This is a genomic window from Paenibacillus sp. FSL H8-0168, from assembly GCF_038592955.1.
Lineage (GTDB): Bacteria > Bacillota > Bacilli > Paenibacillales > Paenibacillaceae > Paenibacillus > Paenibacillus polymyxa_B.
The window spans coordinates 2,225,446-2,241,766 of sequence record NZ_CP151948.1 but is presented as its reverse complement, the minus strand read 5'-3'; the positions used below and the strand labels follow the sequence as shown (position 1 = coordinate 2,241,766).

The 16,321-nt window shown below is 46.3% G+C and carries 19 protein-coding genes; all 19 read right to left on the bottom strand.

Annotated features, from left to right (window positions below; all coding sequences use genetic code 11):
• Positions 1-1,311, bottom strand: a complete 1,311-nt coding sequence (gene fliY, locus MHI21_RS10575) for a flagellar motor switch phosphatase FliY (protein WP_028542722.1) — start codon at positions 1,309-1,311, stop codon at positions 1-3.
• On the bottom strand, positions 1,301-2,299 hold the full coding sequence (gene fliM, locus MHI21_RS10570) for a flagellar motor switch protein FliM (RefSeq protein WP_322251976.1): 999 nt from the start codon (positions 2,297-2,299) through the stop codon (positions 1,301-1,303). Before fliM ends, fliY begins: the two co-directional genes overlap by 11 nt.
• Positions 2,300-2,342: 43 nt before the next feature.
• Positions 2,343-2,816 (bottom strand): flagellar basal body-associated FliL family protein, encoded by a 474-nt coding sequence (locus MHI21_RS10565; protein WP_061831870.1) that lies wholly within the window; start codon positions 2,814-2,816, stop codon positions 2,343-2,345.
• Positions 2,813-3,037, bottom strand: a complete 225-nt coding sequence (locus tag MHI21_RS10560) for a flagellar FlbD family protein (protein WP_013309896.1) — start codon at positions 3,035-3,037, stop codon at positions 2,813-2,815. Before MHI21_RS10560 ends, MHI21_RS10565 begins: the two co-directional genes overlap by 4 nt.
• 60 nt (positions 3,038-3,097) lie before the next feature.
• Complete coding sequence (gene flgF / locus MHI21_RS10555) at positions 3,098-3,907, bottom strand: flagellar basal-body rod protein FlgF (protein WP_071640489.1); 810 nt, start codon at positions 3,905-3,907, stop codon at positions 3,098-3,100.
• A gap of 103 nt (positions 3,908-4,010) precedes the next feature.
• The gene (locus tag MHI21_RS10550) at positions 4,011-4,391 is read right to left on the bottom strand and encodes a TIGR02530 family flagellar biosynthesis protein (RefSeq protein ID WP_341161712.1); all 381 of its coding nucleotides are present in this window, start codon (positions 4,389-4,391) and stop codon (positions 4,011-4,013) included.
• Complete coding sequence (locus tag MHI21_RS10545; protein ID WP_342419970.1) at positions 4,388-4,921, bottom strand: flagellar hook capping FlgD N-terminal domain-containing protein; 534 nt, start codon at positions 4,919-4,921, stop codon at positions 4,388-4,390. The genes MHI21_RS10550 and MHI21_RS10545 overlap by 4 nt, the downstream gene beginning before the upstream one ends.
• A gap of 19 nt (positions 4,922-4,940) precedes the next feature.
• A complete protein-coding gene (locus tag MHI21_RS10540) occupies positions 4,941-6,398 on the bottom strand; it encodes a flagellar hook-length control protein FliK (RefSeq protein WP_342419969.1) in 1,458 nt (485 codons plus the stop codon).
• Between the two features lie 26 nt (positions 6,399-6,424).
• A complete protein-coding gene (locus MHI21_RS10535) occupies positions 6,425-7,408 on the bottom strand; it encodes a kinesin (RefSeq protein WP_342419968.1) in 984 nt (327 codons plus the stop codon).
• Positions 7,409-7,455: 47 nt separating this feature from the next.
• Entirely contained in the window at positions 7,456-7,899 is a 444-nt protein-coding gene (fliJ, locus tag MHI21_RS10530) for a flagellar export protein FliJ (RefSeq protein WP_013309890.1), read from the bottom strand.
• A 10-nt stretch (positions 7,900-7,909) separates the two neighbouring features.
• Complete coding sequence (gene fliI / locus MHI21_RS10525) at positions 7,910-9,229, bottom strand: flagellar protein export ATPase FliI (protein WP_013309889.1); 1,320 nt, start codon at positions 9,227-9,229, stop codon at positions 7,910-7,912.
• The gene (locus MHI21_RS10520; protein ID WP_069291724.1) at positions 9,216-10,052 is read right to left on the bottom strand and encodes a FliH/SctL family protein; all 837 of its coding nucleotides are present in this window, start codon (positions 10,050-10,052) and stop codon (positions 9,216-9,218) included. Before MHI21_RS10520 ends, fliI begins: the two co-directional genes overlap by 14 nt.
• Positions 10,045-11,061: a flagellar motor switch protein FliG gene (gene fliG / locus MHI21_RS10515; protein ID WP_013370674.1), complete on the bottom strand. Its 1,017-nt coding sequence runs from the start codon at positions 11,059-11,061 to the stop codon at positions 10,045-10,047. The genes MHI21_RS10520 and fliG overlap by 8 nt, the downstream gene beginning before the upstream one ends.
• An 11-nt stretch (positions 11,062-11,072) precedes the next feature.
• Positions 11,073-12,656: a flagellar basal-body MS-ring/collar protein FliF gene (gene fliF / locus MHI21_RS10510; RefSeq protein WP_342419967.1), complete on the bottom strand. Its 1,584-nt coding sequence runs from the start codon at positions 12,654-12,656 to the stop codon at positions 11,073-11,075.
• 35 nt (positions 12,657-12,691) lie between these two features.
• Positions 12,692-13,006: a flagellar hook-basal body complex protein FliE gene (gene fliE, locus MHI21_RS10505; RefSeq protein WP_254325830.1), complete on the bottom strand. Its 315-nt coding sequence runs from the start codon at positions 13,004-13,006 to the stop codon at positions 12,692-12,694.
• Between the two features lie 39 nt (positions 13,007-13,045).
• The gene (gene flgC, locus MHI21_RS10500) at positions 13,046-13,498 is read right to left on the bottom strand and encodes a flagellar basal body rod protein FlgC (protein ID WP_013309884.1); all 453 of its coding nucleotides are present in this window, start codon (positions 13,496-13,498) and stop codon (positions 13,046-13,048) included.
• A gap of 6 nt (positions 13,499-13,504) precedes the next feature.
• Positions 13,505-13,912 carry a flagellar basal body rod protein FlgB gene (gene flgB / locus MHI21_RS10495; RefSeq protein ID WP_013309883.1) on the bottom strand — a complete coding sequence of 136 codons (408 nt, stop codon included), beginning with the start codon at positions 13,910-13,912 and terminating at the stop codon, positions 13,505-13,507.
• Positions 13,913-14,320: 408 nt separating this feature from the next.
• Positions 14,321-15,721 carry an ATP-dependent protease ATPase subunit HslU gene (gene hslU, locus MHI21_RS10490; protein WP_023988186.1) on the bottom strand — a complete coding sequence of 467 codons (1,401 nt, stop codon included), beginning with the start codon at positions 15,719-15,721 and terminating at the stop codon, positions 14,321-14,323.
• A 36-nt stretch (positions 15,722-15,757) separates the two neighbouring features.
• Positions 15,758-16,300, bottom strand: coding sequence for an ATP-dependent protease subunit HslV (gene hslV / locus MHI21_RS10485; RefSeq protein ID WP_013309881.1), 543 nt, complete (start codon positions 16,298-16,300; stop codon positions 15,758-15,760).
• Between the last annotated feature and the right edge of the window lie 21 nt (positions 16,301-16,321).

Sequence of the window (16,321 nt, the reverse complement as noted above, 5' to 3'; positions counted from 1 at the left end):
TTATTGTAATTTTTGAATACGGTCCCATTGGCTTACAATATCTGTTACACGCACGCCAAAGTTCTCGTCGATTACGACAACCTCGCCCTTGGCAATCAGTTTGTTGTTAACCAAAATGTCCACCGGCTCCCCGGCAAGCTTGTCCAGTTCAATAATTGAACCTTGTGAGAGCTCCAGAATATCTTTAATTTGCTTTTGGGTCCTTCCTAATTCTACGGTGACTCTAAGGGGAATGTCCATCAATAAATTTAAATTGTTTTCATCCACTTGCGCAAATGCACCGGACTGCAAGTTAGAAAATTGTACAGGTTGTACATTTACATTACGTCCCGGTACTGCGCCGTAGTGATGAGGCGTTCCATAAGGAGCTTGCGGCGGTACGCCAGCTGGCATTCCATAACCCGGTGTTCCATAGCCTGGAGCGCCCTGCTGCCCATATCCCGGGTCTTGAGGATACATTGGCGGTTGTTGCCCATAGCCTGCGTCTTGCGGCGCCTGCGCGGCTGCAGGTGGCTGTTGATAGGCTGGTGCAGGCGGTTGCTGCGGAACGCTAGCTTGTTGCGGCGCTTCGGGAGCAGCTGTTGCAGCTACCTGCTGTGCGGACGCTTGCGGTTGTTCTTCATCCTCTCCGCCATTCATTAGGATGCTCACCATTTTTTTGGCGAAATTAACAGGTAACAGTTGCATCAGCGTAGAGTCAATGAGATCCCCGATCAATAACCGGAAGGATACTGTAATGAGCGTCTCTTCATCCGGCAGACTAGATACTCCATCACCGTGCATAGGATCCAAAATATCAATCCCCGGTGGAGAGATATTAACAAAACGATTAAACATGGTAGACATAGAGGTCGCCGATGATCCCATCATCTGGTTCATCGCTTCCTGCACGGCACTGATGTGGATTTCATTCAATTCTTCATCTACTGGGTTTCCTTCACCACCAAGCATTAAGTCCGCTATCACTTGTGCATCACGCTTTTTGATTACGAGTGAGTTAATACCCTCGAATCCATCTACATAATTTACATGTACAGCTACGTGTGGCTTTGGAAATGCAGTTTCAAATTCAGAACGGGTAATAATTGAAACTTTAGGTGTCGTAATATCCACCTTTTGACCGAGCAGTGTGGAAAGAGCCGTAGCTGCGCTGCCGAACGTTATATTACCGATTTCCCCGAGAGCATCCTGCTCCAGAGGAGTCAGAAAATCGTCAACGGTCTTGTTGGCGGGAGTAGAATCCGTCCCCGCTTCAGACTGTTTCAGCAAGGCATCGATTTCCTCCTGGGACAAATAGTCTTTACTCGTCAATTTCTTCAACTCCTTCGTTGACAATTTCATCAATTTGTACGGCAACACGATCTCTTACCATGCCGGGACTTCCCATAAACTTCAATTTCTCGCCTACCCGGATGGATAGTCCTTCTTTGACAGGCTTGTTCAATGAAATGACATCCCCTATCGAAAGACCCAGAAACTCGGCTACATTTATCCGGGATTCACCCAACTCCGCAATAATAGGGAGCTCTGCTTTGGTGACCCGTAATCTCAAGGCGTCGATCTCTTCGGGCGCCCTTGATTTCTTTTCGGATGTAAACCACTGGTGCGTAGACAGTCTGGCCATAATGGGTTCCAATACCACGTGCGGGATACAGAGGTTAATCATCCCTGTGGTATCACCAATTTTGGTACTAAGCGAAATCAGAGCAATCGTTTCATTCGGCGAAACAATCTGCATAAACTGCGGATTCGTTTCCATCGCCTCTAGGCGCGGTTCAATGTCCAGTACCGTTTTCCAAGCCTCTTGCAGGCTATCAAAGGTACGGCTGAAAATTCGCTCCATGATCGTCGTCTCGATTTCGGTCAACGCAGTAACCTTTGACGGTGCCGAACCTGTTCCTCCGAGAAGCCTGTCCAACATGGCATAAGCAACGTTCGGGTGAACCTCAAGCACCATACGGCCTTCCAGCGGTTCAGCTTCAAAAATGTTTAGAATGGTCATTTTCGGAATGGAGCGAATGAATTCATCATAAGGAAGCTGCTCCACCTGAACGACATTAATTTGGACAAAAGTACGAAGCTGCGCTGAAAAATATGTGGTCAGATACCGTGCAAAGTTCTCGTGTATCCGCGTCAGACTCCGTATATGATCCTTGGAAAACCTAAGCGCTCTTTTAAAATCATAAGCGCGAACTTTCTTTTGGGTATCTTCCTTTTTAAGTTCTTCCGCATCCATTTCACCGGACGAAAGAGCTGCTAAAAGGGCATCAATTTCCCCTTGTGACAGTACATCCACCAATGTTATTCACCCCCTTACGTGTTCCTGACAAGTTCACCTGGAATCAAATGGCTGCCAGCAAAAAGTCTGTAATTTTGGCGTTCCCCAGGTGACCTTCAGGGAGCGACTTGTTGATGAGATCCGTCAGCTTGTCACTGAACTGGTCCCGGCCTTTAGCCGTTCTGAGCTCATCAGGTTTGGTGTCTGCAAGCAATTGAATAACGATGGGCTTAATACTGATGTCTTTAATTTTTTCAAAAGATTCTTTTGCTTTGGCATCGTTCAATTGAAAAGATAGGTTCATCTGGACAATATAATCTGCGTCTGCCAAATTCGTTTTGATACCGGTAATTTCAGAGCTCACTTCCACCAATTCATCTGCTGACAATCTTGGAAGTTGTTCTGCTTGAGCAGCTTGCGCATTCGTTATGACTTCCGACTTCTTCCCGCTAAGCGCTGGTATAAGTACAAAGGCCGCGCCTGCAATCAAAGTAATCGCGAGTAAAATTGTAATGAGCCATGGCAGCATCTTCTTCATTCGTCTTCCTCCATTTGTTGCACTTTTATCGTGGCGGCATGCATGCCGATTTCACGGCTGTAACCCTTGATCAAGGAGACGACATCTGCCGCTTTTTCCAATACAATCAACCGTTTCCCCGTCACCAAAGTGACGTATGTATCCGGTGTTTCCTCCACAGTCTCAATGAGCAGCGCATTAAGCCACATAGGCGAGCCGTTCAGCCGCGTTAACGGGATCATCGTAGCACCAACCTCCTGATAGGTGCGGAGGAGCCTCTACTCCTCCGCGTTTAAATGAGATTATCGTTTCAAGTTTACAACTTCCTGAAGAACTTCATCCGAGGTCGTAATGATACGCGAGTTCGCTTGGAATCCGCGCTGAGCTACGATCATTTCGGTAAATTCGCCTGTCAGATCAACGTTGGACATTTCCAGCTGACCCGCGATGATAGCTCCACGCCCCTCTGAGTTGGCCGCTCCAGGCTCAATTGCATCAATATTTGAGTTGACCGTAGTACGGTACAAACTCCCTCCGATTTTTTCCAGACCTTCCGGATTCGTGACTCTGGCTAATCCGATTTGCGTGCCATTATCAACTGTTCCGTCATCCAATTGTTGTACAATTGTACCGTCCTGCGAGATGGAGAACGCTGTAACATTGTCAGCAAGTGTGATGGGATCTCCACCCGCATCTCCTACGAAAAATCCATCAGAAGTAACCAGATTTCGGTTCGCATCTACGTGAAAATCACCCGCACGAGTCAGATAAGGAACTTCCTGTGCATCATTCATTTTGACCAGGAAAAATCCGTCACCGTTAATACGTAAATCCGTTGGGTTGTTCGTAGTCATTGCACTACCTGGAAGGTGCAGTGTATCAATTGAACTGACCGACACTCCCAAACCTACCTGTTTGGCATTTTGCCCGGCGGTTGTTGTTCCGTCTGGCGCACTTGCGCCTGAACTCGTTTGGCTCAAGATATCCTTGAACATCACACGGCTGGACTTGAAGCCTGTAGTATTTACGTTTGCAATGTTGTTACCGATAACGTCCAGCTTCGTTTGAAAGCCCTTCATGCCCGATACACCTGAATACATTGATCTCAACATTGAGTATAAATCCTCCTCTGATTGGTTGCTTAGTTGACCGCATCAGTCGATCCGCGGCTTTTTCATGGCTTTCCTATTCGGGCCAGCCACTTCGTATACATTTTTATGAAATAATTACAGCACTATCTATCTGCGTAAATACGTTATCCTCCATGGATTTCTTATCCATCGCGGTAACAACAGTTCGATTAGGTACACTTACAATCAAAGCCATATCATGCATTAAAATCAATGATTCTTTGGCGCCTTTGGCAGCTGCTTTATCCACAGCAGAGTTAATTTTCGCCATTTGGTCACTTCTCAACTCTATTCCCCGCTGCTCCAGACGCTTGGCTGCATGGTTACTCAGCTTGAGCACCTGTTCCTGCAACACCTGACCGAACGGTCTGGCATCCTTGGATACCGAATTTACTCGGTTTTGTGAGATTGCTGCCGGTGGCACGTTGGCGGGAAAAAGGCGTCCGACCGTTATCCTGTCATTCATGAGTTCTCACCGCTTCCAGTAGAGGAAGAAGATGAAGTATCCGATGTATCTGTAGCGGGAGTCGTTGTGTTAGCCTGACTCACTGATGTTACATCTTTTAATGCCACCTCAGCCGCTCCCATTTTGGCATACTGCACACCGTCGCGAATAACGATGGAATCCACGATTCCACTTTTCACTGTACCCGCACCTGATTCACCTGTGATGGAGTCTTTTTTACCTGCCTCAATCCAACTAACTTCTTTTCCTATCAAACCGGAAGCCGTACCTAAAGATTGTCCCAATGCATTCAACTGCGTAGAAATGTTCATCAGTTGTTCCACCGAGGAAAACTGGGCCATTTGAGCGATAAATTCTTTATCCTCCAAAGGCTGCATCGGATCCTGATTTTGTAGCTGGGTGATCAAAATTTTCAAAAACTGATCTTTACCCATCGTTTTAGTATCCTTGGCACTTGCTGTTTTGACATTATTCACATTGTAATTCGGCCAGACGTTACTGGTGGATACATTGTTGTCTGTAGTCGTCATTGTGTTCTCACCTCCATCATTACGCTTGTGCTGTAAAGGAGCCTGTCCGATTCATATCATCTGCGCGTTGTTCAGCTGTCCAGTTACGAAGCTCTTCTGCCATTTCAGCTACCTTCAAAGCATCCTCGCTCTCTTCTCTACCTCGAGCTTTGGAACGTTGGTTGGATTGCTGCTGTTGATTAGCTCCAGATCCGCGTCCATCCTGATACATATGGGAGGAAAGCGACTCATTGTGCGTTACTTCTACCTTATCTACCTGGATACCTTGGCTTTGGAGACTCGAACGCAGCTGCGACATTTGCTGTTCCAGCAAATCCTTCGCTCCGCTATGCTCAGTCATAAACTGGGCAACCAGATGACCATTTTGCATTGTCAGCTTAACTTCCAGCTGGCCCAGATGATCTGGACGAAGCATGATAGTCGCTTCCGTCAAACCAGTGTGTTTTACAATGTCAAGTTTCTGCACTACAAATTCGGTCATCTCCTTGGCAAATTGCCGTACATGTACGACTGGTTGAGCCGGAGCCGAAGGTGTTGTTCCTTGCGTTTGTATCGAAAGCTGTCCCGCAGTCGTGATCACTGGAGTCTGATTGTCAGTTGCTGTCGAATTCGCTTGCTCAGTTGCATCTACGAATGCACTCGCTTCATCTGTTACAGTCGTCTTAACTGCAGACTGAACGAGAATATTAGTTGATGAACGTTGCCCTTCTGAACCTTGTTGATTAGTTTCACCCTGACTTGCTTGCTGCTGAGAAGCAACAACCTGTTTGTCTGTAGTAGCTGTAGCTACGGTCTGAGTACCATTTGCTCGATTTGCAGAAGGCTGAACTGCTTGTGAATCCCCACCATCAGCAAGTTCCACAGCTTTCATTACACCATTCCATTGCTCATCGGAAATAGCTCCCGTACCTGCCGTTGCGCTTTGGAGCGATTGTAGTAACTGTGCCACTTGGGACTTTTGGTCTCCAGAAGCCTGCTCTGCTACATTGGCAAGTTGTGACAAAGCGTCCTGTAATGCAAATCGAAGAGTAGCCGGGTTGGCTGCCAAAGCTGTTAAGCCTGTCGCCTCTGTCGTTTCTCCACCGTTTAACTGTTGATTTGTTCCGTCGCCTTGTAAAAACTGTTGTACTTGCTGAATCCACGCTTGCAGAGTTGCAAGCAGAGCAGGATCAGCAGCTACTTGATCATCCAGCTTTTCAAGATTTTGCAGCAAAGGAGCCAGTGTTTCGGCCAGCGGCTCGGTTGGAGCTTCCGTGGATTCTCCAGTTGCAATAAGCGGAAGTACCATAACTAATGGAGAACCGTTCGCATCTGTGCCTGCTGAGCCCGTTTGCCCGCCTGTCATCATTTGCGTAAGTGTTTGATTAAAAGCACCCGTGGTTGCTCCAGCAGCTGTGGCTGTAGTCGTTGTTGAGGCCGTTGTACTGCTAGCTGTCTGACTGGAGCCGAGCGATACACTTTGAGAAATAAGAGTCATTTATTTTTCACCTCCCTTCATTTAAATTACTTACTGCCCATCAGCTTGTTCAAAATTTTTGCGGTCTGAGCCGCATCCTTGGCAGACATATTTTGTAGTAAAGAACCACGTGTCGAATCATCTACTGTATTTAATATGTTTAATGCCTTGTCTGGACTGATTTTGTAAGTTTGTAAAATAAGTTCGGCACCGCTCTTCTTGTCCATGGAAGCAAATGTGCTACTGATTTGAGTGCTTTGCAAACTCTTACTCGTTGTTCCAGCTGTGGTACCTTGATCCTTTTTCAGACGAGACTGCAACGCAGCAACTGACAAATCCGTAGATGGGGTTACGTTTTTCAGAGCCATAGTAATATCGGCTGCTTTTTTAGCGTCCATCTTTTGCAAAATCTTTGCACTGTTGGCAGGGTCCATGTAGCTTAACAGCTGCACAGTCTCTTCCGTGGTCAGATTCTCCATAATCGGTGCCGCTTTACTAGCTGTCATTCCTTCATACATGCTAGCAAGATCTCTGGCCTGTTTTACATAAGGATCTTCATTTGTTGTTCCACCTGTAGTTTGCGTATCGGCCTGTCCCTGCTGACTGGCCTGTGGCTGCTGTTCCTGTTGCGTTTGCAGCGTATTGACCTGATTCTGCAGTTCAGTAACCTTTTTATCTTGTGTCGTCTTAGCAGCGGTAGCCTTTTTGAGCTCCTCCGTCTGCTTGGCTAAATCTGCCTTTAACTGCTCAATAGTTGCTTCAGAACTTTCAGACTGAGCCTTCTGATCTGCCTCTTTCGTCTGAGTAGCCTTATCTTTCGGTTCAGGTATCCAATTTTTAACAACTGGTATTTTGTTCCCTAACGAAATCATTTCGCTTCTGAAGTCCATATTGAACAATGTAAGCAGGACCCCGACCAGAACGATTGTGAACACAATCGGAATCAGGAAAAACATAAACCGTTCAAATCCCCCGCCTGATTCTTTTCCTAAATCCATATCCAGTTCATTTTCTGCTAACTTCTGTGCCATCGTCTTCCTCCTCAGGCAGCTGATATGCGTATCCTATGACTTTCCGCTTACCGGGCTTTCATGGCAAATCGCACGGAAGCCATTTCATCCAGCTCGTTCTGCTCGCGCAGGAGCATTTCCTGTTGGAATTTCACGTTGGCCTTCTCTCTCGCTTTCAGCCAAACCTGTTCATCCAGCATTTTATCGGTCAAAACGGTTTGTTTGCTTTGCACATTTTGCTGCGCATATTGAACATCCCTATGCTTGCGTGTAATACATTGGTCCAGATGATTAACATAAGCCTGTAATTCCTGAATGGTAGAGAGTGGCGCGCAATCCTCGGCAGCCTTTTGAATGGCTGATATGACCCGATTCCTTTCGCCTACAAGCTGTGTTAATGTCTGCTCCTCAGCCTGCAATTGTCCAACAGCACTGGAAAGCAACCATTCGGCCTGTGACTTTTCGTTGGTTTTCAAGTCTACAACTTTCTGAAAGGAATACTGAAATCTCATCGTTCAACCTTCATCTCCTCGTAAATTCAGAAATCAAACGCTCCCTTACCTCGTCCAGCTCAGCCTTTTCATCTGTTCTTTGTCTTGTAAAATCCCATATATCCCGTATGCGCTCCATGGATTCGTCAATTTCTGCATTTGAACCCTGCTGATAGGCCCCGATATTAATCAGGTCCTCCGAATCTTTGTAAACGGCCATTAAGCGCTTAATGTTCTCGGCAGCGTCTATCTGATCTCGTGGTGCGATATCCTTCATAACCCGGCTAATACTCGCTAACACATCAATTGCGGGAAAATGTCCTTTGTTCGCAATCCCACGATTCAAGACAATATGTCCATCCAAAATCCCGCGCACCGCATCCGCGATGGGCTCGTTCATATCATCACCATCGACCAGTACCGTATAAAAAGCGGTTATGGAGCCAGTAGGACCTGTCCCTGCACGTTCTAAAAGCTTAGGTAGACTAGCAAACACGGAAGGGGTGTACCCTCTCATTGCCGGTGGTTCCCCTACGGCTAGTCCCACTTCACGTTGAGCCATCGCATACCGGGTAACTGAATCCATCATCAGCATGACATTCAATCCGCGATCCCGAAAATATTCTGCGATGGTCGTTGCAATAAGTGCACCCTTAATACGGATTAACGCAGGTTGGTCGGAAGTTGCCACAATGACCACGGAACGTTCTAGTCCCTCCGGACCTAAATCGCGTTCAATAAAGTCCAGCACTTCGCGTCCACGTTCCCCGATCAAGGCAATTACATTCACATCGGCTTCCGTATTACGAGCAATCATTCCCATCAAGGTACTTTTACCTACACCCGAACCTGCAAAAATACCAACCCGTTGTCCTTTACCGATAGTAAGCAACCCGTCGATAGCGCGCACCCCGATACTGATTGGTTCCTGCACACGTGGACGATTCAGCGGATTGGACGGAATATTGAAGGTTGAATATCTCGCCATTCGCGAGGGGATCAATGAGCCATCCAGAGGCTGACCCAAGCCGTCCAGCACTTTGCCTAACAGCTCCGACCCGACCTGCACATTCAACGGCTTCCCTGTTCCTACAACATCACAACCGGGACCAATGGATTGCAGTTCTCCAAGTGGCATCAGAAGCACTTTATTGTCCCTGAAACCTACAACCTCCGCTTGCAACGGCTTTGCCGTTTTACCCGGATAAATGTAACAAACATCCCCGATACTGGCGTCTGGACCTTCCGATTCAACCATCAGGCCGATAACCTGCGTAACCTTGCCATTTACCCGAACCGGGTCCAACTGGCGCAAATGATCCATGTAGCGCTGCGCATTAAGCCCCTTCATGTCTTCGCTCCTCATTCTCATGTGCCAGACGCAGTAGTTCCTTTTTGATCTCAGCTAATTGCGTATCAATCCGCGCATCCACGCTTCCAAAGGAAGAACGGATAACACAACCGCGATCTTTCACGGTACCATCAGGAATAATTTGCAGTTCTGCCTGCGAATCGACAGTTAATGACAATTCTTCCCGTGCACCTTGCACAAATGCGAAATGCTGAGGCGACACACACAATGTAATGGTTCCTTTTTCCCGCTTACGAGCCAAATTTTTACGAATTAATTCAATCGTGTATTCTGGCTCAAGGCTAAGCTGTTTCTCAATGACCTTCTCAGCAATAGCACTACTCAGTTCGACCAAGAAAGGCTCCGCTTCCTGAATCAGTTGTTCCTTAATCTCATAGGCCTGACGCAGAATATCCTGTGCTTCTTCCATCATCTGCTCCGATTTCGTTTGGAGCTCGGCCTCAGCCAGCTTCTGGCCTTCTTCATATCCTTGCTGAAACCCATCAGCTTTTAACGACTGAGTCAACTGATCGTCATGCTCGCGTCGTTCCTGCCACCAGGCTTCAATCTGCTGCTGTGCCTCCTGAAGCATCCGTTCCGCTTCTTCAGCTGCCTCGCGAACCTGACGTTCGGCAAAATCCTTGGCATCATTCAGCATTTCATCCCGCAGCCGTTCAGCCTCGTGATCTCGCTGAGGCTCCGGCTCCGTATATTCAGTTGTGATTTCTTCATCCGTCGTTTCTGGCGCATACGTATGTGCCACATCAATTGTTTTCAAAGCCTCTACAGGAACATATTGGAAAGATTTAATCAAGTTAGACAATGATGTCATCTCCTCCGCCGCGTGCGATTATAATCTCACCGGCCTCTTCCAATCTGCGGATCGTCGATACGATACGTGTCTGTGCTTCTTCCACATCACGCAACCGCACCGGTCCCATGTACTCCATTTCCTCTTTGAAGGTTTCTGCCATACGTTTAGACATATTTCGGAAAATCACATCGCGTACTTCTTCACTGGACACTTTAAGCGCCAATTGCAAATCTGCATTGTCGATATCGCGGATAATGCGCTGAATGGAACGGTTGTCCACATTGACGATATCCTCGAACACAAACATTCTTTTCTTGATTTCCTCAGCCAGTTCTGGATCTTGAATTTCAAGCGAGTCGAGAATCGTACGTTCGGTTCCGCGGTCTACGCCATTCAAAATCTGAACAATGGACTCGATACCACCTGCATTCGTATAATCCTGCGTCGCGGTTGCAGACAGCTTTTGCTCCAACACTCGTTCCACCTGGGAAATAACTTCCGGAGATGTACTGTCCATGACAGCGACACGCCGGGCCACATCTGCCTGTTTTTCCTGTGGCAGAGACGACAGAATTGCAGCCGCCTGCTCAAATTGCAAGTACGAAAGCACGAGAGCAATCGTTTGCGGATTCTCATTCTGTATAAAATTCAATATCTGGTTTGGATCAGCCTTGCGGGCAAAATCGAAGGGTCTTACCTGTAACGTCGCTGTTAGACGGTTAATGACCTCAACTGCTTTTTGCGATCCGAGTGCTTTCTCCAATATTTCTTTAGCGTAATTAATACCGCCTTGGGAAATGTACTCCTGAGCCAAACAAATTTGATGAAACTCGGCCATGATGGAGTCCTTCTCAATGGCATCGACCTTCCGCACATTGGCAATTTCCAATGTAAGTTGCTCGATCTCCTCATCACGCAAATGCTTGAATATTTGAGCAGATACCTCTGGTCCCATTGTGATCAGAAGTATAGCTGCTTTCTGTCTTCCCGTTAAACCTTGACTGCTTGCCTTTGCCAATGAACTCACCTCTATTCGTCAGCCAGCCATGTACGAAGCAGATTGACGAATTCGTCGGGTTTCTTTTTCGCCAGACTTTCAAGCTGTTTACGCACTTGACTTTCATTTGTCACACTTTCCATGGTAATAGACGGGAACTCCGTCGGCGTTGGCATGAGTTGCAATTCTTCATCCAACTCTTCTTCCTGCTTACGACGACCGCGTACGATGAGGAAGATTACACCCGCCAGCAGTGCCAGAACAGCAGCTCCGATGCCCCATAGCCAAGGGTTGGAAGCTGAGAAGAATGTATTCGTGTTCGCAGGCGCTGGAACAGCTTGTGAGAACACTGAAACCTTCTTAGCCAAATCAGCGTCTGTAATAGTAGTACCAGAATTCGCCAACGATGCTCTTACAATATTAACCAAAATATTTTGAATTGCTGTCTGAGTTGCAGTATCCAACGTTTGCTGACCTGTTGGTGGTTCAACTGCAACATTAATGGTTAAATCTTTTACAGTGTACGGACTTTGGATAATATCCCTTGCAATTCGGTTAACTTCGTAGTTAATCGTACTTGAGCTCTTATCTGAGCTGGTATTGCCGGAATTAGCTCCTCCCGGGTAGCCCGGAACATCCTGTGTTCCTGTTCCTGCAACTCCTCCGGTTTGTCCACTACTGCCCGTATAGCTTTCCTGAATTTGTTGGGCGCTAATTTCAATACCCTTCATTTTCGTTTGATCAACCGGTGTGACCATTTGTTCTTTTGATGTGACTTTGTCGAAATTTAGCTGGGACATAACCAGCACGTTTACCTTGTCGTCTCCAACAATTTTCGACAAAAATTGTTGGACATTATTCCTTACATCGCTCTCAAACTTCTTCTGTAGAGCCATGTTTTCCTGAACACCACTAGTGAGCCCACCTTGGCCGCCCTTGGCCGTTGGAATCAACTCATATTCCTTATTGGTGATCGTAATGTTTTCCACTGGCAGATTCGGCACGGCCGTTTTTACCAGATTAAAGTATCCGTCGATCGCTTGCTGATTTGGAGTAAAGCCAGGCTCGAATTCCATTTGAATCGAAGCGGAGGCTTTGTCCTTTTCTTCAAGTCCGGCAAAAATGTTTTCCTTTGGCATATTAATGACAGCTTTGGAGCTTTGGACACCATCCATCCGTTCCAACAGTTGCTGTATTTCGCCGTTCAATGCATTATTGTACTTCACATTGAACTCGTTCTCCGTCATACCAATGGCAGAGGAGGACTGATCAAAGGCACTCATGCCGATTGAACCCTTCTGAATTAGGCCTTGAGACCCAACATCTACCTTCGCCTTATCCGCATTAGTGGTTGGGACTGAGATTTGTGTCCCACCAGCATTAAGTTGATACGGTATACCCGCAGAATCGAGATATTTAATGACTCCGGCAGCATCGTTAGCATTTAAATCTCGGAAAGCCACTTCATACTCGGTTTTGGTAAACTGCATCGTTAGCACTACAACGGCGATAATGATGAATGCTAATGTCGAAACAAGTAATATCTTCTGTTTTTTGCTGAAATTATTCCAATACCCGGAAATCTTATCCCGATATTGGGCGATTCTCTCGTTCACTCCGTCACCCCATCCGAAACTTTGCTAAACCCTCTTTACATCTGTGTACGCATGATCTCCTGATAGGCTTCGATCGCTTTGTTTCGGACCTGTGTAGTAAGCTGCAGGGAAAGCAGCGCTTGTTGGGAAGTGATCATGACCTGATCTACATCAACTTTGCCTGCCATGAATTGGTCGGACATCTGGTGCGTAGCGACTTCCTGCTGCCCTACTTCATTGAGAGCATCCTTTAGGAAGGAACCAAAATCCTTCAAGGATTCGGAAGGCGTCGCTTTCGTCAACTCATTGTTAGGCGATTGAATCTGCTGTATTGCCGGTGTCTGTACATTAAACATGGCGTTCTGAATCATGTTTTACTCTCCCTATTAAGTAGTTAGTAGTCCTAGAACTTAGCGACCGATTTCAAGCGCTTTGGAAACCATAGCTTTTGATGCATTCAGAGCTGTTACATTGGCTTCGTATGAGCGTGTTGCGGAAATCATGTCGACCATTTCTTTCATAATGTCTACATTAGGCATATATACATAGCCATCTTTATCAGCGTCCGGGTGACCCGGATTGTACACAGGCTTTAAAGGTGACTGATCTTCCTGAATTTGCGAAACCTTAACGCCAGCAGCGCTTGTGCTACTTCCTTCCATTTGAGCCTTCAAAACATCGGCAAAGCCAGATTGGTTCGGCTCCAAAACAACCGTTTTTCTCCGATATGGAACTGCTTGTCCATTCTCTACTTTCGCCCGAGTTGTCTCTGCGTTGGCAATGTTGCTAGATATAACGTCCATCCGCAACCGTTGGGCCGTAAGAGCAGATGCACTAATATCAAAGCCGTTGTTAATCTTCACCTAGTCCTATCTCCCTTCTACCGCTGTTCTCATCATCTTGATGCGCTCATTAATTTCTTGGATGTAGGTATTATATCTTAGTTGATTTTCAGCCATAAGACTCATTTCTCTGTCGATATCTACGTTGTTCATATTGTTATTCATGACTGAGTACCCATCTTTGGTGACCGTGGCATCTGGAATGGAGTTCACAGGTCCTATTTGAAAATGTCTTGAATTGGTTACTTTTCCACGTAGTGGTGTGACATCGCCGTCCATTTGCTGCTGAAGCAGTTCTTCAAATGAAACCTCCGAACGCTTAAAATACGGGGTATCCGCATTGGATATATTGTCGGCCATCACACGTTGTCTCGTATTTGCCGCCTGTACACCTGCCTGAAGCTTTTGAAAGCTCATATCACCCAGCAGATTCATTTAGCTCCTCCCTCCCAGCGTCTACTCCAAAGTAAGATTCAATAAAACAAGATTTTTCACTTTTTTTCGACAATAAAATTTCATAATTATACATTTCTTTTAGGTCTTAAGTAGAAAATAATAACTTTCTGTCATATATTCTAAGTTTCGTAGAGTTGGGACCTAATTACAATAAGAAAAAAGCCCTATCTTTTTTAAAAAAGAGGGCTTTAGATGCATAAAATGTTAAATTTTTCAGGTTTATTTCAAGAAAATGAATGTTTTCTTAGCACTTTACACCTGTAAAAGATTATACGTCCTACTTTTGGAATAGACAGAAAAATCATCAACTTGACCATTATCTAGGTCTAAACGACGGTGCAAGATAGTGTTATTCTGGACCTGACACCCTATTTTTAGAAACCCTATTCATAAAATATACTGACTAAGGTCCCTGTTTTGGGCAATATCTCCCAGCTTCTCACGTACATATTCCGGGGTAATGATCATACGATCCAATGTAAGCTCTGGCGCTTCAAACGACAGATCCTCCAGCAGCTTTTCTAGAATGGTATGCAAACGACGTGCACCAATATTTTCGGTGTTGCGATTTACAGACTCAGCAATGCTGGCAATCTCACGGATCGCTTCCGCAGAAAATTCGACTTCAATCTCCTCAGTACGGAGTAGATCAGTGTATTGCTTGGTCAGCGCATTTTTAGGCTCCGTCAGTATCGACACAAACTCATCCAAAGTCAGGCTACTTAATTCCACACGGATTGGAAAACGGCCCTGAAGCTCAGGGATCAGGTCAGATGGTTTTGCAACATGAAAAGCTCCTGCAGCAATAAACAGAATGTAATCTGTTCTTACCGGACCGTATTTGGTCATGATGGTAGAGCCCTCGACAATAGGTAAAATGTCGCGCTGGACGCCTTCTCTCGACACATCGGGGCCGCTACCCTTACCCTGGCTGGCAATCTTATCTATTTCATCAATAAAAATAATACCGGATTGCTCAGCACGCTTCACAGACTCCTGAATCACATCATCCATATCGATCAATTTGGCGGCCTCATCTTGAATCAACACCTTGCGAGCTTCCTTGACTGGTAGCTTGCGCTTTTTCGTCCGCTTGGGCAGAAAACTTCCGAACATCTCCTGCATATTCATACCCATTTGTTCATTCCCTTGCCCAGCAAACATATCGAGCATATTGGGGGCAGTATCCTCCACATCAATCTCTATGACATCATCCTCAAGCTTACCAGACAATAGATCGAATTTAACCTTACGGCGCTTTTCTGCCAAAGATCCATCCTGTTGTGGTGGTTCTTCTTCTACTGAAGTTCCCGTGTTATTACCAAACAGCATTTCAAAGGGATTACGTTGCGATTTGTTTGACTTTTCTGCAGGTACAAGGATGCTGACAATCCGTTCATTTGCCATGTCTTCCGCTTTGTCCTTCACATTCTCTGTTCGTTCCGTCTTAACGATGCGAATAGAGGTTTCCATCAGATCACGCACCATGGATTCCACATCACGACCGACGTAACCCACTTCTGTAAATTTGGTCGCCTCTACCTTGACAAAAGGAGCTCCCACGAGCCGTGCAAGTCTACGCGCAATTTCCGTTTTACCCACACCTGTCGGTCCGATCATCAAAATATTTTTAGGCACAATTTCATCCCGGATATCATCCGGCAGCTTACTACGCCGATAACGGTTGCGCAAGGCAACAGCAACAGATTTTTTAGCTTCCTTTTGTCCGACAATATACTTATCCAGCTCGGATACCACTTGTCTGGGCGTCAACGATTGATTATTCATTTTGCACTCCTCCACCCTTGAATACTCAGAGCCGATTTACAGTTCTTCCACGATAATCTGATTGTTCGTATACACACATATTTCCGAAGCAACCTCTAGCGCTTCCCGTGCCATATCCTTTGCTTCCATGCCAGAGCCATGGCGTTTGAAAGCACGGGCAGCCGCCAATGCAAAATTACCACCTGAGCCAATCGCAAGCACATCATCATCCGGCTCTATAATTTCGCCGCCTCCAGAAATGAGCAACATTCCGGATGAGTCCATCACAATCATGAGCGCTTCCAGCTTGCGCAGGATACGATCCTGACGCCAGTCCTTGGCAAGTTCCACGGCTGCTCTTTGAAGATTTCCGTGGTGTTCCTCCAGCTTATTTTCAAACTTTTCAAATAACGTGATAGCATCGGCCACCGAACCCGCAAATCCCGCAACGACCTGACCTCGATACAATCTGCGCACTTTTTTAGCCGTCTGCTTCATCACAACACTGTTGCCGAACGTTACCTGTCCATCACCCGCAATAGCTCCCTTGCCATTGTGGCGTACAGCGCAGATGGTAGTAGCATGAAAGGACATATCCATAACGCGCTCCTCCTTTTCCTT

Excerpts from the sequence above, each read along its gene's own strand:
- flgB (WP_013309883.1), bottom strand. The coding sequence starts at position 13,912 with ATGAATCTGCTGGGTGATATGAGCTTTCAAAAGCTTCAGGCAGGTGTA.
- MHI21_RS10540 (WP_342419969.1), bottom strand. The coding sequence starts at position 6,398 with ATGACTCTTATTTCTCAAAGTGTATCGCTCGGCTCCAGTCAGACAGCT.
- hslV (WP_013309881.1), bottom strand. The coding sequence starts at position 16,300 with ATGGATATGTCCTTTCATGCTACTACCATCTGCGCTGTACGCCACAAT.
- fliI (WP_013309889.1), bottom strand. The coding sequence starts at position 9,229 with ATGAAGGGGCTTAATGCGCAGCGCTACATGGATCATTTGCGCCAGTTG.
- MHI21_RS10550 (WP_341161712.1), bottom strand. The coding sequence starts at position 4,391 with ATGAATGACAGGATAACGGTCGGACGCCTTTTTCCCGCCAACGTGCCA.
- fliJ (WP_013309890.1), bottom strand. The coding sequence starts at position 7,899 with ATGAGATTTCAGTATTCCTTTCAGAAAGTTGTAGACTTGAAAACCAAC.
- MHI21_RS10535 (WP_342419968.1), bottom strand. The coding sequence starts at position 7,408 with ATGGCACAGAAGTTAGCAGAAAATGAACTGGATATGGATTTAGGAAAA.
- MHI21_RS10565 (WP_061831870.1), bottom strand. The coding sequence starts at position 2,816 with ATGAAGAAGATGCTGCCATGGCTCATTACAATTTTACTCGCGATTACT.
- fliE (WP_254325830.1), bottom strand. The coding sequence starts at position 13,006 with ATGATTCAGAACGCCATGTTTAATGTACAGACACCGGCAATACAGCAG.
- hslU (WP_023988186.1), bottom strand. The coding sequence starts at position 15,721 with ATGAATAATCAATCGTTGACGCCCAGACAAGTGGTATCCGAGCTGGAT.
- MHI21_RS10545 (WP_342419970.1), bottom strand. The coding sequence starts at position 4,921 with ATGACGACTACAGACAACAATGTATCCACCAGTAACGTCTGGCCGAAT.
- MHI21_RS10560 (WP_013309896.1), bottom strand. The coding sequence starts at position 3,037 with ATGATCCCGTTAACGCGGCTGAACGGCTCGCCTATGTGGCTTAATGCG.
- flgF (WP_071640489.1), bottom strand. The coding sequence starts at position 3,907 with ATGTTGAGATCAATGTATTCAGGTGTATCGGGCATGAAGGGCTTTCAA.